The 22,578-nt window shown below is 60.9% G+C and carries 25 protein-coding genes; 11 read left to right on the forward strand and 14 right to left on the reverse strand.

The window, feature by feature from the left end; translation table 11 throughout:
- The first annotated feature begins 137 nt into the window (after positions 1–137).
- Entirely contained in the window at positions 138–515 is a 378-nt protein-coding gene (locus GN153_RS13570) for a cupin domain-containing protein (protein ID WP_159903677.1), read from the forward strand.
- Positions 516–581: 66 nt separating this feature from the next.
- On the opposite strand, the gene GN153_RS13575 is transcribed toward GN153_RS13570, so the two are convergent.
- From GN153_RS13575 to GN153_RS13590, 4 genes are read right to left on the reverse strand one after another with little or no spacing between them, the layout of a single operon-like run.
- A complete protein-coding gene (locus GN153_RS13575; RefSeq protein ID WP_159903679.1) occupies positions 582–992 on the reverse strand; it encodes a DUF7124 domain-containing protein in 411 nt (136 codons plus the stop codon).
- Between the two features lie 3 nt (positions 993–995).
- Positions 996–2,705, reverse strand: a complete 1,710-nt coding sequence (locus GN153_RS13580; protein ID WP_159903681.1) for a nucleoside recognition domain-containing protein — start codon at positions 2,703–2,705, stop codon at positions 996–998.
- Positions 2,698–2,883, reverse strand: coding sequence for a 30S ribosomal protein S14 (locus tag GN153_RS13585; protein WP_159903683.1), 186 nt, complete (start codon positions 2,881–2,883; stop codon positions 2,698–2,700). Before GN153_RS13585 ends, GN153_RS13580 begins: the two co-directional genes overlap by 8 nt.
- A 2-nt stretch (positions 2,884–2,885) precedes the next feature.
- Positions 2,886–4,046, reverse strand: a complete 1,161-nt coding sequence (locus GN153_RS13590; protein ID WP_394350933.1) for an NAD(P)/FAD-dependent oxidoreductase — start codon at positions 4,044–4,046, stop codon at positions 2,886–2,888.
- 52 nt (positions 4,047–4,098) lie between these two features.
- Between GN153_RS13590 and GN153_RS13595 the strand changes: the two genes are divergently transcribed.
- The 9 genes from GN153_RS13595 to GN153_RS17585 all read left to right on the forward strand — a co-directional run bounded on the left by GN153_RS13595 (position 4,099) and on the right by GN153_RS17585 (position 12,715).
- On the forward strand, positions 4,099–5,367 hold the full coding sequence (locus GN153_RS13595) for a GTP-binding protein (protein ID WP_159903687.1): 1,269 nt from the start codon (positions 4,099–4,101) through the stop codon (positions 5,365–5,367).
- A 2-nt stretch (positions 5,368–5,369) separates the two neighbouring features.
- Positions 5,370–5,630: a hypothetical protein gene (locus GN153_RS13600; protein WP_159903689.1), complete on the forward strand. Its 261-nt coding sequence runs from the start codon at positions 5,370–5,372 to the stop codon at positions 5,628–5,630.
- 56 nt (positions 5,631–5,686) lie between these two features.
- Entirely contained in the window at positions 5,687–6,394 is a 708-nt protein-coding gene (locus GN153_RS13605; RefSeq protein ID WP_201287903.1) for a hypothetical protein, read from the forward strand.
- A 171-nt stretch (positions 6,395–6,565) separates the two neighbouring features.
- Positions 6,566–8,089: an ABC transporter substrate-binding protein gene (locus tag GN153_RS13610; RefSeq protein WP_159903693.1), complete on the forward strand. Its 1,524-nt coding sequence runs from the start codon at positions 6,566–6,568 to the stop codon at positions 8,087–8,089.
- Between the two features lie 3 nt (positions 8,090–8,092).
- Positions 8,093–9,040: a nickel ABC transporter permease gene (gene nikB, locus GN153_RS13615; protein ID WP_159903695.1), complete on the forward strand. Its 948-nt coding sequence runs from the start codon at positions 8,093–8,095 to the stop codon at positions 9,038–9,040.
- Positions 9,037–9,924 carry a nickel transporter permease gene (gene nikC, locus GN153_RS13620; protein ID WP_368372791.1) on the forward strand — a complete coding sequence of 296 codons (888 nt, stop codon included), beginning with the start codon at positions 9,037–9,039 and terminating at the stop codon, positions 9,922–9,924. The genes nikB and nikC overlap by 4 nt, the downstream gene beginning before the upstream one ends.
- 4 nt (positions 9,925–9,928) lie before the next feature.
- A complete protein-coding gene (locus GN153_RS13625) occupies positions 9,929–11,683 on the forward strand; it encodes an ABC transporter ATP-binding protein (RefSeq protein WP_159903699.1) in 1,755 nt (584 codons plus the stop codon).
- Between the two features lie 11 nt (positions 11,684–11,694).
- Complete coding sequence (locus GN153_RS13630; RefSeq protein WP_159903701.1) at positions 11,695–12,402, forward strand: NAD(P)/FAD-dependent oxidoreductase; 708 nt, start codon at positions 11,695–11,697, stop codon at positions 12,400–12,402.
- Between the two features lie 160 nt (positions 12,403–12,562).
- A complete protein-coding gene (locus GN153_RS17585; RefSeq protein WP_201287904.1) occupies positions 12,563–12,715 on the forward strand; it encodes a C2H2-type zinc finger protein in 153 nt (50 codons plus the stop codon).
- Positions 12,716–12,757: 42 nt separating this feature from the next.
- On the opposite strand, the gene GN153_RS13635 is transcribed toward GN153_RS17585, so the two are convergent.
- The 10 genes from GN153_RS13635 to GN153_RS13680 all read right to left on the reverse strand — a co-directional run bounded on the left by GN153_RS13635 (position 12,758) and on the right by GN153_RS13680 (position 21,975).
- A complete protein-coding gene (locus tag GN153_RS13635) occupies positions 12,758–13,141 on the reverse strand; it encodes a DUF7124 domain-containing protein (RefSeq protein ID WP_159903703.1) in 384 nt (127 codons plus the stop codon).
- Between the two features lies 1 nt (position 13,142).
- Positions 13,143–14,435: an FAD/NAD(P)-binding protein gene (locus GN153_RS13640; protein ID WP_201287905.1), complete on the reverse strand. Its 1,293-nt coding sequence runs from the start codon at positions 14,433–14,435 to the stop codon at positions 13,143–13,145.
- Entirely contained in the window at positions 14,432–15,484 is a 1,053-nt protein-coding gene (locus GN153_RS13645; protein ID WP_159903705.1) for a metal ABC transporter permease, read from the reverse strand. The genes GN153_RS13640 and GN153_RS13645 overlap by 4 nt, the downstream gene beginning before the upstream one ends.
- 5 nt (positions 15,485–15,489) lie before the next feature.
- Entirely contained in the window at positions 15,490–16,263 is a 774-nt protein-coding gene (locus GN153_RS13650; RefSeq protein WP_159903707.1) for a metal ABC transporter ATP-binding protein, read from the reverse strand.
- Entirely contained in the window at positions 16,260–16,481 is a 222-nt protein-coding gene (locus GN153_RS13655; protein WP_094495650.1) for a DUF7511 domain-containing protein, read from the reverse strand. Before GN153_RS13655 ends, GN153_RS13650 begins: the two co-directional genes overlap by 4 nt.
- Entirely contained in the window at positions 16,478–18,055 is a 1,578-nt protein-coding gene (locus GN153_RS13660; protein ID WP_159903709.1) for a metal ABC transporter substrate-binding protein, read from the reverse strand. Before GN153_RS13660 ends, GN153_RS13655 begins: the two co-directional genes overlap by 4 nt.
- Before the next feature lie 415 nt (positions 18,056–18,470).
- On the reverse strand, positions 18,471–18,791 hold the full coding sequence (locus GN153_RS13665; RefSeq protein ID WP_159903711.1) for an ASCH domain-containing protein: 321 nt from the start codon (positions 18,789–18,791) through the stop codon (positions 18,471–18,473).
- A 54-nt stretch (positions 18,792–18,845) separates the two neighbouring features.
- Positions 18,846–19,439, reverse strand: a complete 594-nt coding sequence (locus GN153_RS13670; protein WP_159903713.1) for a MogA/MoaB family molybdenum cofactor biosynthesis protein — start codon at positions 19,437–19,439, stop codon at positions 18,846–18,848.
- Positions 19,436–20,758 (reverse strand): GTP-binding protein, encoded by a 1,323-nt coding sequence (locus GN153_RS13675; protein WP_159903715.1) that lies wholly within the window; start codon positions 20,756–20,758, stop codon positions 19,436–19,438. The genes GN153_RS13670 and GN153_RS13675 overlap by 4 nt, the downstream gene beginning before the upstream one ends.
- Entirely contained in the window at positions 20,758–21,975 is a 1,218-nt protein-coding gene (locus GN153_RS13680; protein WP_159903717.1) for a GTP-binding protein, read from the reverse strand. Before GN153_RS13680 ends, GN153_RS13675 begins: the two co-directional genes overlap by 1 nt.
- A gap of 98 nt (positions 21,976–22,073) precedes the next feature.
- On the opposite strand from GN153_RS13680, the gene GN153_RS13685 reads away from it, so the two are divergent.
- Positions 22,074–22,505, forward strand: coding sequence for a CopG family ribbon-helix-helix protein (locus tag GN153_RS13685; RefSeq protein WP_159903719.1), 432 nt, complete (start codon positions 22,074–22,076; stop codon positions 22,503–22,505).
- The last annotated feature ends 73 nt before the right edge of the window (positions 22,506–22,578 follow it).

Genomic DNA, 22,578 nt, shown 5'->3' on the forward strand with positions numbered 1-22,578 from the left:
CCCGCGGATTTAGATACTGCTCGTCTACACGACGATCTCGGACTACTAGAAAATCGAATGTTACTATTACTCCCACTGTTATCAATAATAGCTAATTAGACATAGAGTATTAATACCTTCATCTCGGAACTTCTGATATGAGCTATCGGAAGGTGAATTACGAGGACGTCGAACAGGTTTCAGATGCGAAACACTTCCTGAGTGAACCGCTCGGCTGTCGACAGGTCGGCGTAACCTTTTCCCGATGTCCACCAGGGTGGAACAGCGAACCACACGACCACGTCGATGACGAGCACGAGGAAGTCTACGTGTTGGTCAGTGGGACTGCCGAAGTTCGAGTTGATCAAGAATCGGTTCCTGTTGAAGAAGGAGATGCTGTCTGGATTGCGCCCGAGGCAACGAGGCAGATCAGGAACGGTGAGGACGAAAGTGCCTTCGTCCTGATTAGCGCCCCCGAATTCGATTCCTCCGGGAGTTCAGATGATGCTTGGAACCTCACTGGATTCCAGGGATAGATTCGGACGATAGATATCTGATACTCGGCTATCTCTACGCTTGAGGCCCTCTCCTAACGGTATCTCTCACCCGTTACTCCTGAATACACGAGCCAACCAGGAGGTCACCTGCTTCCGTGACGTGGTCTCCTCGTTGTCGAGCTCCCAGCTGGCAGCACTCGCAGCGTCCGCGAGAGCGAAATACTCCCAGTGCTGCTGAGGAAGGTAATCTGGACGGTCAGGAGCCTCTCCGACCAGAACGTGTCTCTCGGTCGTGACCCGGCTAGAGAGGTGCCGGAAGTTCGAGGTGGTCGGCGCTACTTGGAAGTCTCGACGAATGAGGTGCTTGGCACTAAAGGCGTGAGCGGCGCAGGAATCGATCGAGACGAGACCGACGTTCTGCGCCCATCGGCGTGCATCGACCACAACCGCCTGTGGCTCACGAACCTGCCGAAGCGCCGCAAGCTCGAACGCGAGCGTCATGGTGTCGGTGGTCATCGATTAGAAGAGGACGGCACCACCCCATCCGATGAGTAGCGAGAAACCGATGGCAGCTGCTGCCTGCCGGAGCAGCATCCGACCGGCGTACCTCGGGGAGAGCTCCTTCGCGACCGTAATCGCCGTCACCAGGCACGGAAGTAGCACCCCGGCTAGGTAGACGGCGGTCAGTACCTGTATGGGGCTCATTGCGGACAGCGTCGCACTGAGGCCATCCGACTGTAACAGGAGCAGACCGTCCTTCCGGATCGACCCCATCACGACGACAAGTGCTGTCTTACCGGGGAGGTTGAACAGTCCCATCACTGGTCCGAGAGCCTCACCCATCACATCCAGGACTCCAAAGTAGTCCAGCAGTGATGCGACGAGGACGATCCCGGCGAAGACAGGGAGCGCCTTCAGGAAGAAACTCCGAACCACGGTTCTGGTCTCGCGCCACACAGACTGCCAGTTGGGCCACTGGAGGAACGCACGATTCTCGGTGGCGAGTGACGCCGTTCGAGCACGCTCGGGTGCAATCAGGCGCGCATAGACGAGTGTCGTAACCGTGAGAATCCCGACGTACGGGAGAACGAGCCATGGCATCTCGACGGCTGCGAACACAGCGAGCGTCGCTGGGAACTGGTACGAGCAGGCCGAGCCAAACCCAATCGCCGAGACGGTCGTCCGCCGCGTACAGTCCGAACATCCCCGAGTGCTGGTGACCGCCGGGACGTTACAACCGAATCCCATGACCACTCGAACGAGATCCCGGCCGGTGAGGCCCACGCGCCGAAGGTATGGGTGGAGTGACGCCGTGATTCGCGTGACGAGCCCGCTCTTCTTGTAGACGGCCATGAAGACCGCAAAGATGAGAATCGTCGGGCCAGCCCAGACGAACAGGAACGGCCCCATCGAGAGCAGGCCGTAGTCCCCACCCAACACTGCAGCGAGGGGTCCTGGAAGATCGTTGGCCCACTGGACTGCGGGTTCCAAGAGGGAACTCACTCGGGGAGAGAGTTCGGCAGCCACAGCGTTTGCGAAGTGAACTGCGACCGCGGCTGGCAACAGGAGCAAGACGATACTGACGAACGGGCCGAGAAGCGGATGTTCGATAATCGTCTCCGGCGGGTCGAGATGAATCCCTGTCTGTCGGTGAACCCGTCCCGGGAACTCGTCGGCGTCGCGGAGCGCGTTGACGAGCTGCTTGTGGTCGGTTCCGTCGATTGCAGTGCCGCCGCCGTCGGTTGCGACGCGGGAGACGTTTCGCGCGTCCACTGGAGCGAGCGGAACTCCGAGATCGTCGGCGAGCGCGTTCAGTTCACTGCGTGCTTCGGTCGGGTTCTCCACTTTGTCCCAGAACGTCACTGCGATGGCACCGACCTTTCCCTGCACCAGCGGCAGCAAATCTTCGAGATCGTCGTCGATGTTCGTCGCGCGAACGACGAGTAACACGGTCTCGGTTGCTTCGACGGCGCTGATCGCCGTTCGGGTGGTCTCGGTGTCCGTCCCGAGCAGGATACCAGGTGTGTCGACGAAGACGAACTCCTCGGACTCGTATCGCTCGATATCGACGGTCGTTCCGCGGAAGTTCCCAGTCGTCGGCGTCGTCCCGGAGAGGCCAGCGACGAGTTCCGATTTCCCGACGCTCTCTTTCCCGACGACCACGACGGTTTCCTTTCCGTCGTCGTCCGTCGATGGGACGTTACCTGTGAGGCCCGGTGTGTCAGTCATATTTTTTGAACCCCATCTTCGGAGCCAGTTCTCGAAACGATTGCCGGCAGAGCCAGATGTCGTACTTACCGACGAGGCCCTGTTCGCGTCCCGTCATCCGGCAGACGTGTCGGTCGTCGTCTCTCGAATCGTTTGACTGCTCGGTTCCACTGTCTTTCTGGGGAGTCTCTCGTGTCATGATTAGCAGTCGCACATATCGGGTTCGCAGCAGGACAAATCCTCGAGAAACATGCTCTTCTCACGGTACTCGTCGAGGGGAGTGCGGTCGACGTCGAGTCTGGAGGCGATTTCGTCAGCCACGACAGCGAAGCGCTGCCTGAACTTGTAGATGAAGCAGAACTGCTGGCCGTTGTGCGTGACCTGTGGACCGGCGAGAAACAGGCCAGGACTGATGGTCGACTCGTCTTGGTCGGTCAGCCGGGGCTGGCCATTCTCGAACTCGAAGTGTTCGTCGACGAGGCCGAGTCCGCTCTCGAATCCAGTCGCGAGCACTGGCCGATTCCGTGTCCTAAACGACGCGCCGTCGGTCACGATTACGTCGAACGTCCCCTCCTCGACGTCGACGCGCTCGACTCGGATTCCGTCTTCGAGAGCGATCGGTGCGTCGTGTTCGAGGGCTTCCCGCAGCCGCTGGCTGGTATACGGAGAGAGTACTTCGCTCGGATCTGGTCCCCGGAACTGCCACGGCCCGTCCTCGTCGACGACGAGCACTTCGTGACCCAGGTCGGCGAGTGCGAGTGCCGCGTCGATACCGCTCTCGTACCCGCCGACGATGACGATGGGGTCCTCGACACACTCGCTGGCGAACGCGCTCCAGGACTCCACTCGGGAGTTGTGGACGCAGTGGCTCGCACCGGGGAACGCATCGTCGTTTGGTTGCCCGAACTGTCCGGCCGCCCAGATGACGAACCTGCTCTGGATGACGCCAGTAGACGTGTGGAGTATGAATCCGTCGTCGTGTCGTTGTACCGATTCCACCTTGACACCGGTCCGGACGGGTAAGTCGTGAAACTCGACGACTCCCTGGAGATATTCGGCGTACTCTCCGCCGGTCGGGTGTTCACGGTCGAGTGCAAATGCGGGTGAGGTGTCAGTGGTGACAGCGTTGAGGTCGCGGCAGCCGAAGCTGTTGCTGGGAAACGATGGCGTGATGAGGCGCATTTCTTCTGGCCACTGTTGGAACGACGCCCCGACTTCGCCTCGCTCGAGGATGGCGTAGGAGTCGAGACCCAGATCCGCGAGGACGGCCCCAAGACCGACGCCTGCGGCACCTGCCCCGACAATCGCTACGTCGAGCGACTCGTGTTTACGGGCTTCTTCGAATGTCACTGTTAACAACATAGGGTAGTAGATAGCCAATTATAAATAATATACGCTCTAGCCTTAATAACAGATGAGTCGAGAGACTATTCCTGTCACCGTGCTGAGCGGCAACCTCGGCGCGGGCAAGACGACCGTGCTGAACAACCTCCTGAACACGCGAACCGACCTGGACGTCGCGGTCCTCGTCAACGACATGGGCGAGGTGAACGTCGACGCCGAGCGCGTCGCCGAACACTCGGACATCTCGGAAGACGACGAGGACCTGATCGAACTGTCGAACGGCTGTATCTGCTGTGAGCTACGCGGCGACCTGCTGGACGCGCTCGCGAAGCTCGCACAAGCTCGCGAGTTCGACTACCTGGTCATCGAATCGACCGGCGTCGCCGAACCGTTGCCCGTCGCCCAGACGCTCACCATGGGATTCGACCAGGGCGACCTCGACCCCACGGAGTTCTACGAGGAGACCGGCATCGAGGTGATGGATTACTATGACCTCGACACCACGGTCACCGTCGTCGACGCCCACCAGTTCTGGACGACGTTCGACTCGAAGGAATCGCTGATGGACGGCGACACCGAGAAGGACCTTGGAAGCCTCTTGGTCGAACAGATCGAGTTCTGCGACGTCCTCCTGTTGAACAAGTGTGACCTTGTCGACGAGGAGACGCTCGACGAGATCGAAGCGATGATCGAAGTGCTGCAACCGCGCGCGGAGATCATCCGAACCGAACACGGCGCCGTCGATCCGGAGGCAATCGTCGATACCGGTCGGTTCGATTTCGAAGCAGCGAGTCAGTCCACGGGCTGGATGCAAGAACTGCAGGAACCACACGAGTCTGCCGAGGAGGAACACGGCGTCACCTCGTTCGTTTTCGAATCTCGCCGACCGTTCCACCCCGAACGATTCGCCGAGTTGCTGGACGAGTTTCCGACGAATGTGGTCCGGTCGAAGGGCCACTTCTGGCTCGCGGGACGTGAAGATATGGCACTCGGGATAGATGCTGCTGGCCAATCTATCCGAATTGCACCCGCGGGCGGATGGATTGCGGCGCTTCCGACTGAAGAGCGTGAGGCCTACTTCGAGGCCAATCCCCAGCTAGAGGAGGTGTGGGACGAGGAGTGGGGTGACAGAGGAACCCGACTCGTTCTTATCGGTACCGACATGGACCACGACGCGCTCCGAACGGATCTCGATGCAGCTACACTGACCGACGAAGAGATGGACGCCGACTGGAATGCGTTCGAAGACCGTTTCCCGACATTCGACCTCGAAGCAGCGGACGAACAGACGGAAGCGACAGATGCTGACGACCCGGAAGAAGTGGGGTTGGCTGATTGACCATGCCGAGCAAACGAAGCCTATTCCAGCAGTCCGTCGCAAAGTCTGCCTCCCGTGAGACGCGCCGAGAGGCGGTCAGTGAGCTGAGACGGATAGGTGCCGTCGATCAACTCAGCACACTCACGCAGACCAACGGCATCGCTGGCCCCCTCCGGCGGGCGGCTGTTAGGGAACTCAAAGAACTCCGCGCGACGGAAGCGCTCGAAACGATTTCCGAGAACACTGCGGTCGACCCCGCCATCAGAGAGCAAGCACAGCTATGAGTTCCGGATCGAATACCGCACCGACAGAGACTCCACTCGAGAATGATACTCGCCACGTGGATCGTCAGCGAATCGGGTTCGTTGGACCCGAAGGCGCTGGCAAAACGACCGTCGCCACGATGGTCGCGAATCGACTCTCCGAGCGGACCGACGTCGCAACCGTCGGGGAAGCCGCGACGTTTTTCGAACAGCCATCGGCCTCGCCTGAGAACGTCGGCCCGTTGGGCGTCCACTGGACAGTCGTCGATCACTCCCCGGGAACGGATTCTCTCGAAACTGCCGGTGAGGCACTCGATACTGTCTTCCTCGTTGTGACGCCCGTGATGCTGGACTGTGTGGCTGCCTACGAGCGCGTGATAGACCAGCTCGACTCCGACGTGTTTCTCGTCGTCAATCGCTTCGAGGAGCGCTACCGTGACAGACTCAGAGATCTCGACGGACCCGAACTCGCGGAATACTTCTACGAAGACACCACCCTCGCAGCGGCGATATCTGATGAAACGGTTCCAAAGTTAGAAGAGTGGACGACTGAGGCGATACTGTTGGAGTCGCTCCAGCCCGAACGGCTTGACATCGCCGAAGCGATGGCGGCCCTCGACCGTGGTCACCGATCGATTGTCAATGTCGAGGTTGAGAGTGACGCATCGGCTCTAGCAGTGGCTCGATCGTTCCGCGAAAAAGGCTACGCTGCAGACTTCTTCCGGTGTAACTGCCGCTGTCACGACGGACACGTCCTCGCCCGTGCGCGACCACCTAGGACCTGACTCCGTTTGCCTATATCCTCTCCTCGATTTCTTTTCCTACTGCGTTGTCTGTCCAACGAACAGTCGAATCATTGGTCGAGGCCCACTCTCGATCAGACTATGCGGGCGTATTAATCTCGTGGCAATTATTAACAACTCTTATTACTATCCGAGCTAGGATTGCTAATCACGATGCAACAGACGCTTTCACGACGCCAGTTACTCGGTGGCGTCGCAGGTGGTGCCGTAGCGATGACCGCCGGTTGCCAGTCAATCGGCGCTGAAACCGGCGGCGGCTCGAAGACGGTCGCGTTGAGCCAATCCCTTACCAGTGGAGACTGGTCGATGTACGGTGGTGCGGCGCCGTACTATTCACCGATGCACGAGACATTGACGGCCTCATCACACAACTTCTCGGAGATAGAGCCGTGGCTCGCAACGGAGTGGGAGACGGTCGATGACACGACATGGGAGTTCAGACTTCGTGATGACGTGACGTTCCACAACGGGGAGGATTTCACTGCGGACGCCGTCGCTCAATCGCTGTCGGCGCTGCTCGCGGACCGGCCGCTCGGGTGGGCGAAGGTAACCGATGAGAGTTTTACCGCACTGGATGACCGAACGCTCCAGATCGAGACCGTCGCACGGTTCGGGGCGCTCGCCGGGACACTGAGCCATCCGCTGTTCGGTATCCAACATCCAAGTAGTTACGAGCGCCCTATCGGCACTGGACCGTTCGAGGCCGAAGCGGTTGACGCAGACAGCCCACTAGAGACTGTTCGCTTCAGGGACTACTGGGGTGACGAACCGCAACTGGAAGAGCTCACTTTCGAGGGAATCTCCGATCCGACGACGCGGTCGACAAGCCTCCAATCCGGCGACATCGATGCGTCGTTCGAGATCCCTCGGCAGGACTACGAACTACTCTCTGCGAACGAGGATATCCAGGTTCGCACGAAGCGTGAGCCACGTGCCGGATCTGCGATGGTCAACCTTTACAACTCGCCGACTGACGACGCTGACCTCCGTAGAGCGCTCAACTACGCCGTCGACCAGCAGGCCATCGTCGAGTCCATCCTGAGTGGAATCGGTGCACCGGCGAAAGGCCCGTACCCGCCGATGATTCCGTGGTCGGCACACGACGATCTCCCTGCGTACGGACCGAACTTAGAGCGTGCTCGTGAACTGGTCGAGCAATCGGCATACGACGGCGAAGACGTGGCGCTGCACGTGAGTAGCGACACACCGCATATGCAACTCATCGCGACACGGATGCAGGAGCGTTTCGCCGAGATCGGCGTCTCAAGTACGGTCCGCCAGTTCGGTCGCGGCTCGTTCTACACAACAGAGCAGAAAGCCAACTCGAACCTCACACTGATCGAACTGGGATCGATCAACGGGGCCGCGGACTACCTCGTTCGTCTGCAATTCCACTCCGAAGGCGGCGATAACGCTGCACTCCACGAGTCGGAGGGGACTGGACTGTACAACCTTGGGCCGGATGTGGACGACCTCATCGAAACGGGTGACCGGGCACTGGACGAGGAGACGAAACACGAGGCCTACCGCGAGGTACAGCAGCGCGTCATGGAAGAGGGCGTACTCGTCCCGATATACTATAAGGAGTATGTGTTCGGCCAGCGTGCGAACACGACGGGCCCACAGATGCACGCCGTCCCCCACATGACTCGGTGGACGGAGTTCGCAAACGAGTAGCGGATGCACTGGCAGTATCTCTTCCGCCGGTTGACGCTGACGGCGGTCACCCTAGTGCTGGTCAGCGCTGTCACGTACAGCCTCATCGGCATCGCGCCAGGGGATCCGGCAGAGCTAGTACTGCAAAAACAGCTTGGCCAATCGCCGACGACCGAACAAATCGAAACGTTCCGTGCGAAGCACGGCTTAGACGAGCCGATACACTGGCAGTATCTCCACTGGTTTGGTGACCTCCTGAAGGGGGATTTGGGCCAGTCGTACTACCACGAGCGGTCGGTGAGCGAACTGCTCATGGATCGGCTCCCGGTAACAGTCAAACTAGCTGCTGGGGGGCTCGCGGTGTCGCTCGCCGTATCTCTCCCGACGGGTATCCTCAGTGCCCGCCGCCCACAGGGACTCGCCGACCATCTGAGCCAGACCATCGCACTTCTCGGCGTCGCGATGCCGAACTTTTGGCTCGGTTACCTCCTGATATTTGCCTTCTCTTTGAAGCTCGGACTGACGCCCGTCTACGGTAGCGGGACACTCGCCCATCTCGTCCTCCCCTCGATTACCCTCGGGACTGGACTCGCAGCCGTCCAGACCCGGTTGCTCCGTGCGACGCTTCAGGACACGCTCGGCGCGGAATTCGTTACTGCCGCGCGGACTCGCGGTCTGCGCGAATGGCTCGTCGTCGGCAAGCACGCGCTTCGAAACGCGCTGTTACCATTACTCACCGTGGTCGGCCTCCAGTTGGGATTCGTCCTCAACGGCGCCGTCGTCGTCGAAGTAGTCTTCCAACGACCCGGACTCGGCACCTTACTGGTGGATGCGATCTTCGACCGGAACTACCCCGTCGTCCAAGGCGTGACGCTGCTCGCCGGAGTCCTGTTCGTGTCGGTCAACACCGTGACTGACCTCGCGTATGGGCTGATTGACCCACGAATCGACGTTGGGGGTGACCCAGCGTGAGTTTCTTCACAGGGGCTGGTGACGAGACGTCGTCTCGCTCACGTACACGCCGGTTACGACGGGCGCTTCGGAAGCCACAGACGGCTGTTGGCGCGCTGCTCGTGATGACGCTTACCGCCGTCGCACTGCTGGGTCCGGAACTGCTCGCGACCGACCCACTGGCACAGGACCTCACGAGTCGACTGCAATCTCCCTCGCCAGCGCACCCGTTCGGAACCGATCGACTCGGTCGGGACGTGTTCTCCCGTGTCGTCCACGGAGCGCGGTTCTCATTGGGTATCGCTATCACCGTCACAGGCGTCAGGTTTCTCATCGGCGTCGGTATCGGGCTCGTGGCCGGTTATAACGGGGAGTGGATCGACGAACTCATGATGCGGTTCGTCGACCTTCTGTTCGCGTTTCCCGGCATCGTCCTGGCACTGGTCATCGCCGGTATCGCTGGTCCCAGTCTCACGAACGTGTTGCTCGCACTGGCGGTCGTCGGCTGGGGGACCTACGCACGGGTCGTCCGGTCGGAGGTACTGTCCGTTCGCGAGCGTGACTACGTTGCGGCCGCTCGTCTGTCCGGAACGCCCCGCCACCGCGTCGTCCTTGAGCACGTCCTGCCGAACGTGCTCGGCCCGACAATCGTCCTCGCGGCCCTGGACGTGGGAACGGTCGTCCTCGCGACGGCGGGGCTATCTTTCCTCGGGCTCGGCGCACAGCCGCCGACACCCGAATGGGGGACCATGATCGCCTCCGGCCGCCACTACCTGCAGACTGCGTGGTGGCTCGTGAACGTTCCTGGAATTGCAATTGTGCTAACAGTACTAGGATTCACGCTTCTGGGCGATGGGCTCCGCGACGCCCTCGACCCGGACGGAAGAACAAAAAGGGGACGTTGATACGATGGCACGACTCGACATCACCAATCTGACAATCACGTACAGTAGTGATAGCCGCCAGCAAACCGCTGTCGATGATGCGAACCTCACGGTCGAACGTGGGGACCTCGTCGCGCTCGTCGGCGAGAGCGGGGCTGGAAAGTCAACGCTCGCCCGTGCCGTCGCCGGCATCCACGAACCCGCGACCATCCAGTCTGGCTCGATACTACTGGACGACCGAGACCTCACCACGGCCTCCACCGAGGAGTGGCGGGCCATCCGCGGTTCTCGCGTCGGATTCGCGTTCCAGGACCCAACGACGGCGTTTGATCCTATATACACTGTCGGTGAGCAGTTGGTAGAAGCAATCCGTGCGGGCGGTACCCCAGTCACCGGTGGCTCCTTGCTCGAGTCAGTCTCTCGCCGCTTTCGGCGGCGCAGTTTTCCACGACACCGTGATCGGGCGATTGCGCTTCTGGAAGAAGTCGGTATCGACGACCCGGGGGCGTGTCTGGATGCGTACCCGTCGGAGTTGAGTGGTGGGCAATGTCAGCGTGCGTTTCTCGCGACGGCGCTGGCCGGTGAACCAGATATCCTCGTCGCCGATGAACCGGCGAGTGGTCTCGACGCGACAACACAGGCACGCGTACTTGCGCTGCTCGAAAATCTCTCTGAGACGCGTGACCTCGGGGTGTTGTTGGTCACGCACGACCTCGGGCTTGCAAGTGAACATTGCGACAACATCAGCGTTCTCGCAGACGGACGAACCGTCGACAGCGGACCGGTAGAGGAGCTACTTTCGAAGCCCGACCACACCGCCACCGAATCGCTCGTCAGTGCAGCGAGAAGGCTCACGCTCCCGGACCGGCAGCCAGTGTCGGTGGACGGCTGTGGCGCGTCGCCGGGCCCACGACCGACGACCGACGAGACGATTGTCTCGGTGTGTGGACTCACGAAGCGCTATCCGGTCGACGATGCGATCGTGGATCGTCTGCTGAAGGATAGGTCGTATCTGACCGCCCTCGACGACGTCTCAATCGACGTTCGGAAAGGTGAAACACTGGGCGTTGTCGGCTCCAGTGGCTCCGGGAAGTCAACTGTTGTCGAGTGTATCGCTGGCCTGACCGAACCGACGAGCGGTGATGTGCGAATCGACGGCCGGTCGGTCGGGACAGTGTCCTCCCGAGATGTCGAAACACTGGGCCGAGTCGGTGTCGTCTTCCAGCAGCCGAAATCGAGCTTGAATCCGCGGTGGCCACTCCGTCGGTCGATTGCTGAGCCGCTGTCACGGCGTGGGTGGGCGGACGACCGTATCGACGAGCGCATCTCCGAGCTGTGTTCGCTGGTCGAGATCTCTCCGTCCGTCGCGGCGTCGAGGCCCGACGCGGTGTCCGGTGGGCAGGCCCAGCGCGCGGCACTGGCACGCGCAATCGCAGACGATCCGGAGATCCTGCTGTTGGACGAACCAATGTCGGCGCTGGATGCCACGACGCGCGCTGCGGTTGTATCGTTGCTCGGAGAGTTGCAGACCAGCAGCGAGGGGCCCGACGCCACCGTCGTCGTCTCTCACGACCTCGGGATAGTCGGTCAACTCGCCGACCGCATCGTCGTCCTGGACAAAGGTGCAATTGTCGAGAGAGGTCCCGCAGACGAGGTCTTGTCGGCACCGGAACACCCAGGAACACGTGCGTTGCTCGATGCAGTTCCGAATCTCCCCGCAGCCGCCGAAACAGGCGTGCTGTCGGCTGGAATCACTTCGGACAACGCATCATCACTGTAATCCATTCACTAATGACAGAGAAGACATCCACGAAATACGACGTAGCGATCGTTGGCGGCGGTCCAGCGGGCTGTTCGGCCGGTGTATTCTGTAGCCGGGCTGGGCTCGACACCGTCGTCGTATCGAACGGCCGCTCTACGCTCCAGAAATGTGCGTTCGTTGAGAACTATCTCGGCTTCCCGGCGGGAATCGAACCCAGGTCGTTGTTGGAGCTCGTCAAGCGACATGCTCGCGAGGCGGGCTGTACAATGGTCGAGGAGTCGGTATCATCAGCAGCGGAGGGCGAAGACGCCTTCGTCCTTTCTCTCGACCAAGGGTCGATCACCACCGATCGACTGCTTGCGGCTTCCTGGTCCGATAGCGACTATCTCGAAGCGCTGGACGTCGAGACGGTGCCCGAATCCGGTTGTGGTTCCGTTTCCGTGGTTCCGACCGACGACAGAGGGGAGACCAACGTCGACGGCGTGTACGCCGCTGGCCGGATCACCGACACCCACCACCAGGCGATCGTCAACGCAGGCGACGGTGCCCGCGTGGCACTCGAGATCGTCGAAGAAATCGACCCCGAATTCTACAACGATTGGGTCGCACCCGAAGGCTACTACGAACAATACGACCGCGAGGTGCCGGTCGGGGTCGAAGAGATCGACCATAGCGAACGACGACACCGTGTCGAGTACGCAAACGAATATATGCGAACGTTCTTCGAGTCGAGGTAAACTACAAGCCGACGCCGACGCATTCTCTCGGAACGTATTATGTAGAACCGTCTGGTGGGCGGTTAGTTATTCTGGTGAGCGAATTAATACTGCGTAGCAATTCTACTGACCTCATTTTTAATAACCCTTTTAGTGACTCAGGGCCTCAGTTGTTAATGTAATGTCGTACACCTGCTCCAGTTGCGATGCACAGTTCCAGAGCGCTGCTGGCGTGACCCAGCACGTCGCGCTTCACCACAACACGTGTGCCGAGTGCGACGAGAAGTTCGAGGAGACCGACGCGCTGCGCGACCACATCCACGAGAACCACTGAGCGAATAGCTCGCCGAGAGTTCGCTGGAACTCCCCTTCTCTGTCAGGGCCAATCGTCATCAACTGTTGACGCACTCTCAAGCCGCCAGTCCGCAGCCGTTGCAGCGTCGGTCAGTGATTGGAAGGACCACTCAGGCACTGTCTCTACGATCCCGTCGGTCTCGTCCGTCCCGACGAACACGTACCGTTCCGTCTCGAAGTGATTTCGAAGACTCGAGAGTGCCTCTTCGATTGAACGCGGACCCGATAAGAAGTCCTGGGGGTATCCCGCCTCTCGTACTCGCCGTCGTTCGACGAAGGACGACTCCGAGGAGACGATCCCGATGTAGCTGGTCCACGTTGCGGCGTCTTCGAATGCTCGTTTCGGTCGTGCGAGCTTCTCGAGTGCCTGTAACGAGAAGGCGAGCGTGAGGTCGTTCGAAGGCATCTTAGGACCTTCCTCTGGGGGCCGACGGTGCTCCCCGTGAACCGGCCCCGGCTCCTGATGCGAGGAGCCGTTCTGCGACTCGACGAGCACCGACGATATTCCGGGCGAAAGGACCGACGCTGGGTTCTGCGAGCGCTCCCGAAACGTACACCGCAGAACGGCTGCCATCGGTCCCTCGCCACGCGAGCGTCCGGTCGTCGAGGACGGGAAAGCCGCCAGCCCCGCGCTCGAGTGACAACGACTCGGCGACGGATCCGACTAATGGGTGCTCTGGGACTGGATCGAGTCCGGTCGTGAGGACAACTTGTGCATTCGTTGCGGTCGTGCCGTCGTCGAACCGCACCAGTAATCCCTCGTCTGTCGCGTATGCAGACGCGATCTCGCCGCGTCGGATTTCGAGATCGTCACAGTCACGGGCTTCGTCCAGTCGACGCTCGACGTACGGCGGAATCGTCGCGTCGTTGCGGGCGGCCCGAATCCGGTCAAGACGGGCCTTCGACCCCGGCGGGAGCGTGTGAATCTCCTGTTCGATGTGTCGCCAGTTGATCCAGTACGGGTCGGCTTCGGTCAGTTCGATATCGAGGTCGTGACGCGAAAGGAGTGTCACGTCTGTGTGTTCCGAGAGGCAGCAGGCAAGTTGCCCAGCGGTGATACCGCCCCCAACGACGAACGTCGGCCCCGAAAATTCCGCTGCTGTCGTCGGGTCGAACTCGTCGTCCCAGACGTGAACGAGCGGGGCGTCGTCCGGGAGTGACGTCCCCCACGTGGGGAGCGTTCGCGAGCCACCGAGTCCGATGGCTAACACGACGTGGCGAGCTTCGAGCGACCCAGCATTCGTCTGTACTTCGAGTCGGTCGCCTGCCCCAGTCCTGGTAACTCCCGTCGCCCTCGACTGGAGGTGACACTCGTGGATACCACGCCGGTCAATGACGTTTCGAGCGTGGTCGAGAAAGAGTTCCAGCGTCGGTCGATTCGGATAGTTTTCCGTCGAGACGAGTTCGGCCTCCCGACCTGCCCCCTCCGCGAACGATTCAAGCGAGAACGGCTCTGTGCCGATATGGTGGACGAACGTCGACCGGAGCGTTCGCATTCCGCACTGACGAGCCTTGGTCTCGAACGACGCGAGTAACTGCTCGCGAGGTTCGACGAGACAGAGGTCCTGGTGTCTGTACGCTCCCTCGGTGAGGAGATAGTTCGCCAGGCACGTTCCGTGAATACCGCCACCGATGATCACGTACTCGTAGGACTGTGGCCCGCTCATCGTGTGATCGGTGTCCAGTCCGTCGACGGTCACTCTCGCTCGCCTCCGTCGGCTTCGAGTCCTTCTCGGGTCTGTCCGGGCCGTTGGCTTCGGAGCCGTTGAACGGTTGGGAGACGATGCGCCAGCCCCTGGAAGCCGAGGGCGACAGCGTACACAGCAATCGCCGCGACGACAATCGAGCCACCGGCCGCAATTCCATAGACGTACGATAGTGTCACACCGGCTATCGCCGCGAACTCGGCAGCAAGGACCGCCAACAAGATAGACTGCTTGAAACTCCCGGCGACCTGCGCCGCGGCGGCGACCGGAACGACAAGCATCGCAGCGACCAGAATGACGCCCATAATCTGCATCGCGCTAACGACGACCATCGCCGTGAGCACGACCATGAGGCGTTTGTACAGGCGGACATTCAGTCGCGCCGCGCGGGCGGCCGTCGCATCGAACGTGACGTACAGGAGTGGCCGATACGCAAGCGTGACGAGGCTGCCGACGATGACGCTCATCAACACGAGAATCCCGACGTTCTCCGTCGAGACGGTCGCCAGACTGCCGAAGAGGTAGGCGTCGATGCCGACCGCAATGCCACCGTCGGTTGCGGTGATGAGAATACTGCCGACGGCGAACCCGCCCGTCAGGACGATCGCCAGCGAGGTGTCGCTGTACGCCCCGGCGTGTTCGACGAGCAACTCCACGAGCAGCGCCGTGACGACTGCGACCACGAACGCGGTGAGCAGCGGGGACAGCGTGAGCGAGAGGGCCGAATTGAGGAACAGTCCGACGGCGACGCCGGCGAAGGCTGTGTGTGCGAGGGTGTCGCCGATCATCGCCATCTCTCGATGGACGAGGAACGTCCCGACGATCGGCCCGATGACAGCGATACACACCGCAGCGAGGTAGGCTCGCTGCATGTAGGGATATCCAAGCATCGGTGTGCCGAGCAGGTCGGCCAACACGTCCATTCCGGGACCGAAGATGTGGTCGAGGAACCACTCGACGCCGTCGATGAGTATGCCACCGATCCATAGGACAGCGGTCACTTCGTCGAACGGCACGCCTGCGTCAAGAGAGGAGGATTGCATCATGGTCAGTGGTCGTGGTGGAGGACGTGCTGATCGGTCCCGTACGCTTGCGCGAGGGCGTCCGTTTCGACGAACGTACTGGGGTCACCGTCGAAGTACAGTTCGCGGTTGAGACACGCGATATCCGTCGCGTAGGTGGTGACGACGCCGATATCGTGTTCGATGAGGATGACGGTCAGCCCGGTCGCATTCAGGTCGTGCAGGAGGCTGTAGAACTCCTCTCTGGATTCGGCATCGACGCCGACCGTCGGTTCGTCGAGTGCGAGCAGGTCGGCCTCCGAGGCGAGGGCACGGGCGATGAAGACCCGTTGTCGTTGGCCACCAGACAGTCGGCCGACTCGACGAGACGCGAGATCTGCGATTCCGACCTGTTCCAGCGCCTCCTCGACCGCTCGCCGGTCCGCTGTCGAGAATCGGCCGAAGAGCCGCCGCGGGTATCGCCCCATCTCGACAACTTCTCGAACCGTGACCGGCATATCGCGCGCCGCCTTCGTCGCGTCCTGTGCGACGTATCCGATTCGCTCACCGGCGTCGAACTCGTGGGCGGGTTCGCCGAACAGCGAAACCGTTCCACTGTCGGGCCGTCGGAGACCGAGCATCAGGTCAAGCAGCGTGCTCTTGCCGCTGCCGTTCGGCCCGACCAGTCCGAGGAAGGATCCGGGTTCGACGTCGATCGACACCGACTCGAGAACCGGGATCTCTCCGTAGCCGAATGTGACGTCGTCGACGCTGATGAGAGGGTCTCCCGCCCGTTCCCTCTCCGTCGTTGCTGTCGTCATCGGTAGTCGTCGAGGTCGACGAACGAGTTCCCGTACGCCGTAATCCAGGTCGTCGTCCGATACGGAACAGCCACGTCCGGCGGATAGATCGTACAGACGGGTCTCTCCGCAGGGCCGACGACCAGTGCCATCAATCCCGAACGAGGGCTCTCGGACGGACCGGGCTCGGCGTTCCCGTCCCACTCCGGTTCCGTGTCGCCAGACGTGGTGTCGCTCATTCTGCGTCGAGGGCCTGCTTCAGCGTCTCGAGATTGATGTTTTCCATGATCTCGACATAGCCCCAGTCCTCATCGGCCCACTCCTGGGTCTGTCCGGGAATCGGCGTCAGCGGCAGGACTTCGGTGGCGTCGGTTTCTTCGACGAGCTGGTTCGCCGCGGTCTGGGATTCGAGCGGATCCGCACAGACGTACTGGAGGTCGTGCTCGGCAATGATCTCCTGGGCCCGCTCGATGTCCTTCGGCGTCGGCTGGTCGTCCGGTGACAGTCCCGTCAGCGTCTGTACTTCGAATCCGTAGCGCTGGCCGAGATACTGGAAGGCGTTGTGACCAGCGACGAACACGACGTCTTTCGAGGCGCCCTCAAGCGCGGACTGGAACGACTCGTCGAGTTCGTCCAGACGATTACGGTACGACTCGGCGTTCTCGGCGTAGGCACTGGCATTGTCGCTGTCGACGTCGACGAACCCGCTCCGGATGTTGTCGACCGCCTGCTTCGCTCGCTCCGGGTCTAGCCAGAAGTGCGGGTCCGTTCCGCCGGAGTGGTCGTGGTTGTGTCCCTCCTCGCCTTCGTGTTCGCTTTCTCCCTCGTGCTCGTCTTCGTGTTCCTCTCCACTCTCGTGGTCGTGTTCACCTTCGTGCTCGCCATCGCCCTCGTGTCCGTGTTCGCCGGCAGTCTCGGTCACTTCGGGTTCGATGGCCGACCCACTGCCGTTGGTGAGCGTCGCGTCGAACTCCGCGGGAGCGTGCTGGGCGAAGAGGACGTAGTGGCCCTCCGTTTCGATATCGAGGGAGAACGTCGTCTCGCCGGAATCCGCGAACTGGAGGTGGTAGAGTGACTCACTGGACGGCGTGAGTGTCTCTCCGCCTTCTCCCGGTGTGTGCGTGTCGTGGTCGCCGTAGAGGGTGGTTGCGGTCTCCTCGACGTGGTGAATGCCGTGGTCGCCGCCCTCTTCGGTTGCGATAACGGCTAGCTGCATCTTCGGATCAGGGCCCTCGTGGAACGTGTACGTGTAGGTGCCAGCTTCGAGGTGGTAGAGACCAGCCCACTCCCACGGGGCCGATTCGCCGTGGTGCTCCTCGTGGTCTCCCTCTCCGTGTTCGTCGTGGCCGTGTTCTCCTTCGCCGTCGTGGCCTTCCTCGTGTTCCCCCTCGTGGTCTTCTTCGTGACCGTGGTCGTGTCCGCCTTCGATGAGGTCGATACCAGCACCGGCAGCGACGATGTCGACATCGGCGTCGTCGTCACGGAGACTCGTCACGAGGTCGTCAGCCCACGGCTGGAATCCCTCCATCCCGTAGAGGAAGAGATCCGATTCGAGGATCGTTCCCTGTATTTTGGAGCCAGGCTCCCACCCGTGGCCGTGTTGGCCGATCGGGACGAGCGTCTCTGCGGTCGCAGTGTCGCCTGCAACCTGACTGGCCAAGTCCCCGAATACGAAGAACGAAGACTGGGCTTCCGGCCCGGCGCTCTCCGTCGCGCCGGAGTCGTCGTTGCTCGACGTACATCCCGCGAGCGCGCCGATGGTTGCCGTACCGAGTCCAGTTGCGATGAGTCGTCGGCGGGTGTATCGCGACATCTATTGTTAACACTACTATCCTAGATAATAAGAGCTATGATTTTAGACAGTTTAGTTAATAACCTCTCACTAAGTAATAGGTAGTCTTAGTAACTTACATTGGGGTAACTAACGCGGAGCCTGGAATTGCTAATCGTTGCTACCTCAGATTCCGTATTACATAAGCCAGAGAAGCGTGCTAACAGGCGTTTAGTAGTTGTGGCACCCAGATACGGTTGCAATGTGTCACTGCTTCAGCGACCCGGCCGAGATGAGTGACGAAGAGCGAGCGGAGGTCCTCGAAGACCACTCGACGGAAGAACTTCGCGCTGAATACTCCACCGAAGAACTAGAAGCCCTCGGTGTCACCGCCTGAGCAACGCGCTTTGCGCCGCCAGTGCTGGCACGGAGCCCGTCGGCCGACGGATGACCCAACTCACCCGTCTTGATCGACTCTCTCGAATCGGTGGAGGACAGCAGTATCGTCGTCGTCCCACGTCACGTCGTGGGTCCGCTCGATCCGCTCCTTGTATGCGTCGAGATCCGGTGACCCTTCGGCTCGGGCGTCCTCGTCTGTCAGGTCCCCTAGTCGCTCCTCTCGTACGGTGGTCACTTCGAAGACGACATCATCGATCTCGAAGCGGTCACCTTCGGAGGCGTGTTTGTCGCCACGATGCAGTTGGGTAACGTCTCCGGCGACGGCCGCTCGTCGAATCCGTTCAGCCGGAAGCAGTTCGTTCGCTTCGATCGAGGTCATCGGGTTCGTCTCTCCAGTTTCATCGGATGCTGACTTCTTGTCGTTCGGTGGTCATCAGTGCTGTTCACTGTCGACGTTCTCGTTCGCGTGTCGAGTTGCGAGTCCGGCAAGATGCGGGGCTTCCTCGCTGATAATCTCCGCCGTGGCGAGCTCGACGGCGTTCACACTTCCCGGTAGGACGAACACTGGTACGTCGCGGGCGATACCCGCTGTCGCACGGGTCGAGACGATACGCGTTCGTACCTCCTCCCACGAGAGCCATCTGAACGCCTCGCCGAAGCCCGGCAGTTCGCGGTCGAAGAGCTCGCTCACCGCGTCCGGAGTGACGTCGTCGATGGTGACGCCCGTCCCGCCCGTGGTGACGACGAGGTCGACGTCCGGCCGATCGAGGCACTCGCTCACTGTGGTCTTGATCCGGACGTAGTCGTCCGGAACCATCCGGCGTGACGTGACGACGTGACCCGCTTCGACGAGGATACCTGCAATGGCGTCGCCACTGGGATCGGGTGGCGTCTTTTCGACGCCATCTCCGCGGGACGAGGACACGGTTACGATGGCCACGCCCAGCGGGTCGATACAGTCGTGACCGTCGGTATCCGTCGTCCGTCGGTCCGCTACTGGAGGAAGTTCGCGGTCATTCTGGATCACGATCGGTCACCTACCACGAGGCGTTGTTCCATCGGGGACTGCGACCACTCCATCGTCCCCGGGAACGGATTCTCGAACGCCTCCCAGTCGTCTTCCATCCCGGTCTCCGAAACGAGGCAGTCGTCGAGCGTATCCACGATGCTGGATTCGTCCATCCCAGCCCCGATGAAGACGAGTTTCACTTCGCGGTCCCCCCACTGTTCGTCCCAGTGGAGGTCCGACCGCGATTCGCGGTAGGACTCGCGCTGGAACTCGGGGAGTGTGACTGCCCACCGCCCGTTGACCTCGACGTGGGTCTGTGTTCCCGCCTGGCTCAGGTCGAGGGCGTAGCGCTCGCGGCCAGCGACCCACAGGTGGCCCTTGGCTCTGACGACGGAATCGGGGAACGAACGGAGCCACTCGCTGAAGCGTTCGGGATGGAACGGCCGGTGGCGCTCGTAGACGAACGAGTCGACACCGAACTCCTCTGGTGGGTGACGATGGTCGTGCGCTTCGTCGTGGCTATGGTCGTGGTCGTCGCCATGTTCGTGACTGTGGTCGTCCGTCTCCGTCTGGCTCTCGTGGTGCTCATCTGAATCGACGTCTGTGCCGTCTCCGTGGGCGGTCGAGAGTGCCTGTTTCCACCGGGCAGAGTTACTTGCCTCGTCTTGATCGAATCGACCCGTTCCGAGAACTCGTTTCGGGTCGACGGTGCTTTCGGTCGTTCGGATGACGTCGACCCCGGGATGGAGTGTTCGGACGACGCGTTCGACCGCTTCAAGCTCTGTCTCGGAGACGAGGTCGCACTTGTTGAGGACGAGTACGTCGCAGAACTCGACTTGCTCGGCGAGTAGGTCCGATAGCGGTCGGGCGTCGTCGTCTGTCGACTTGAGTGGGCGGCCATCGACGAACGCCTGATGGAACTGTGCGGCGTCGACCACCGTGACGGTCGTATCGAGATCGTACAGTGCCGACGCACGTGCGGGCGAGACGAACCGCTGGGCGATGGGGACCGGATCACTGATACCCGAGGCTTCGATGACCAGATAGTCGAACTCCTCGTCGAACGCGAAGCGTCTCAGTTCCTGATCGAGTTCGTTTTGCAGCCCACAGCAGATACAGCCGTTCGACAGCTCCGTGACACCGCCGTCTTCCATCGAGAGTTCGGAGCCATTCTCGATGAGGTCGGCGTCGACATTCACCTCGCCGACGTCGTTGACGAGAACGGCGATATCGTACTCCTCGCCGCCAACCGTGAGGAGGTGGTTGAGCAGGGTCGTCTTTCCGGCGCCGAGCCCGCCACTGAGGATCGTGACCGGGGGTTGCTCGTCGACGGCCATCAGTCGTCAGCCAGTGCGAGTTCGCGCTGTTCGTCGGCGGTGAACGGATCCGGATACTCGTTCCAGTCCTCGGCCATTTCTGCGTCTGAGAGGACACAGTCTTCCAGTCGCTCGATTAGTGTCTCCTGATCGAATTCGCGGCCGATGAACACGAGTTCAGATCCGCGGTCGCCCCACTGGTCATCCCAGTCCTCTTTGATGCCGGGGCGGGCGGCGAAGTAGCGCTCCTGTTGGGCCTTTGGGAGCGTGGCGATCCACGTCCCTTTCGGACCGGCCCGGACCGACTGGCCTGCTTTGTCGAGCCCCATCGCGATGTCTTCGCGACCGGCGGACCAGAAAAAGCCCTTCGCGCGAACGATACCGTCGGGGAGATCGGCGAAGAGACGAGCGATCCGCTCGGGATGGAACGGACGGTCGGCGTCGAAGACGAACGAGGTGACGCCGTGTTCGTCGGCGGCTGACTCGTGATGATGTCCGTGCTGGAGTTCACGCTTCCACCCGGCGGACTGGCTCGCCGCCTCGAAGTCGAATCGGCCAGTGTTCAGGATCTCCTCGGGATCGACGGCGCCGTGTTCGGTCCGGATGATCTTCGCTCGCGGCTGTAGCGTCTTCAAGACGGCCTCCATCTCCTCGAGTTCGTCATCCGGGACGAGGTCGCACTTGTTCAACAGGAGGACGTCGCAGAACTCGATCTGGTCCATGAGGGCTTCTTCGGGGACACGATTGCCCTGCGGCTCCATTTCATCGTCAGTGAGCACCTCTCCGGAGTCGAAACCCTGCCAGAAGCTGTGGGCGTCGACGACACTGACCATCGTGTCGAGTTCGTAGACGCCCGTAGGGTCGAACTCCGCGTCCTCGAATCCGCGGGCGAACGTCTGGGCGACCGGAATCGGTTCGCTGATTCCAGACGATTCCACGAGGAGGTATTCGAAGTCTCGCTCTTCGGCCAATCGTCCCACTTCGTCGAGCATGTCGCCACGGAGCCGACAGCAGATACACCCGTTCGACATCTCGATGATCTCGTCGTCGTTCTGGGTGAGATCCGACTCGCGTTCGACGAGGTCGGCGTCGACGTTCACTTCGCCCATATCGTTGACTAAGATGGCAGCGTTCAGTTCCTGCTCGCTACTGAGAATGTGGTTGAGCGTCGTCGTCTTGCCGGCACCGAGGCTTCCGCTGAGAATTGTCACCGGGATCGGGTCGTTGTTGAACGGCATACGCGAGTTATGAATCTACTATACTAAAATACTAATTATTACGGTGTAGCCTCCATAGTCATAACAGATACTAATAACTTAGAATAGAGTTTTAGCATATGAGCGTCGTTAGCATCTCGATGCCCGAAACGTTACTCGAACGCATCGACGAGTTCGCCGACGAACACGGGTACAGTGGCCGAAGCGAGGTCGTCCGCGAAGGCACACGGACGCTACTCGAAGAGTTTCAGGGGCAAAATATCGACGGACAGAAGCAGATGTGTACAGTATCGGTGGTCTTCGAGTACTGTCAACCTGCCGTCCAGCAGCGTCTCACGGGAGTGCGCCACGAATACGATGCTATCGTCTCCGCAACTACCCATGCACACGTCCAGGACCAGTACTGTATGGAGTTGTTCGTCCTTGAAGGGACCACGGAGGCACTATCTGGCTTCGTCAATACCGTCCGGGCAGTACCGGATGTCCAAGCGGTGGATTACTCGATTACCTCATTCGGAAGAGATCCCATTGATCAGCACATCGAGTCGTGAAGGCAAGTTGAAATCCACAGGAACGCGTAGGCGCCGCGTGCTTGTATTCGTGAGATAGGGCAGCAGCAGTTCG

The organism is Salinirussus salinus (genome assembly GCF_009831455.1).
GTDB lineage: Archaea > Halobacteriota > Halobacteria > Halobacteriales > Haloarculaceae > Salinirussus > Salinirussus salinus.

Coding starts and splice junctions, on each gene's coding strand:
- GN153_RS13570 (WP_159903677.1), top strand. CDS start 138: ATGAGCTATCGGAAGGTGAATTACGAGGACGTCGAACAGGTTTCAGAT.
- GN153_RS13575 (WP_159903679.1), bottom strand. CDS start 992: ATGACCACCGACACCATGACGCTCGCGTTCGAGCTTGCGGCGCTTCGG.
- GN153_RS13580 (WP_159903681.1), bottom strand. CDS start 2,705: ATGACTGACACACCGGGCCTCACAGGTAACGTCCCATCGACGGACGAC.
- GN153_RS13585 (WP_159903683.1), bottom strand. CDS start 2,883: ATGACACGAGAGACTCCCCAGAAAGACAGTGGAACCGAGCAGTCAAAC.
- GN153_RS13590 (WP_394350933.1), bottom strand. CDS start 4,046: ATGTTGTTAACAGTGACATTCGAAGAAGCCCGTAAACACGAGTCGCTC.
- GN153_RS13595 (WP_159903687.1), top strand. CDS start 4,099: ATGAGTCGAGAGACTATTCCTGTCACCGTGCTGAGCGGCAACCTCGGC.
- GN153_RS13600 (WP_159903689.1), top strand. CDS start 5,370: ATGCCGAGCAAACGAAGCCTATTCCAGCAGTCCGTCGCAAAGTCTGCC.
- GN153_RS13610 (WP_159903693.1), top strand. CDS start 6,566: ATGCAACAGACGCTTTCACGACGCCAGTTACTCGGTGGCGTCGCAGGT.
- nikB (WP_159903695.1), top strand. CDS start 8,093: ATGCACTGGCAGTATCTCTTCCGCCGGTTGACGCTGACGGCGGTCACC.
- GN153_RS13625 (WP_159903699.1), top strand. CDS start 9,929: ATGGCACGACTCGACATCACCAATCTGACAATCACGTACAGTAGTGAT.
- GN153_RS13630 (WP_159903701.1), top strand. CDS start 11,695: ATGACAGAGAAGACATCCACGAAATACGACGTAGCGATCGTTGGCGGC.
- GN153_RS17585 (WP_201287904.1), top strand. CDS start 12,563: ATGTCGTACACCTGCTCCAGTTGCGATGCACAGTTCCAGAGCGCTGCT.
- GN153_RS13635 (WP_159903703.1), bottom strand. CDS start 13,141: ATGCCTTCGAACGACCTCACGCTCGCCTTCTCGTTACAGGCACTCGAG.
- GN153_RS13645 (WP_159903705.1), bottom strand. CDS start 15,484: ATGCAATCCTCCTCTCTTGACGCAGGCGTGCCGTTCGACGAAGTGACC.
- GN153_RS13650 (WP_159903707.1), bottom strand. CDS start 16,263: ATGACGACAGCAACGACGGAGAGGGAACGGGCGGGAGACCCTCTCATC.
- GN153_RS13655 (WP_094495650.1), bottom strand. CDS start 16,481: ATGAGCGACACCACGTCTGGCGACACGGAACCGGAGTGGGACGGGAAC.
- GN153_RS13660 (WP_159903709.1), bottom strand. CDS start 18,055: ATGTCGCGATACACCCGCCGACGACTCATCGCAACTGGACTCGGTACG.
- GN153_RS13665 (WP_159903711.1), bottom strand. CDS start 18,791: ATGACCTCGATCGAAGCGAACGAACTGCTTCCGGCTGAACGGATTCGA.
- GN153_RS13675 (WP_159903715.1), bottom strand. CDS start 20,758: ATGGCCGTCGACGAGCAACCCCCGGTCACGATCCTCAGTGGCGGGCTC.
- GN153_RS13680 (WP_159903717.1), bottom strand. CDS start 21,975: ATGCCGTTCAACAACGACCCGATCCCGGTGACAATTCTCAGCGGAAGC.
- GN153_RS13685 (WP_159903719.1), top strand. CDS start 22,074: ATGAGCGTCGTTAGCATCTCGATGCCCGAAACGTTACTCGAACGCATC.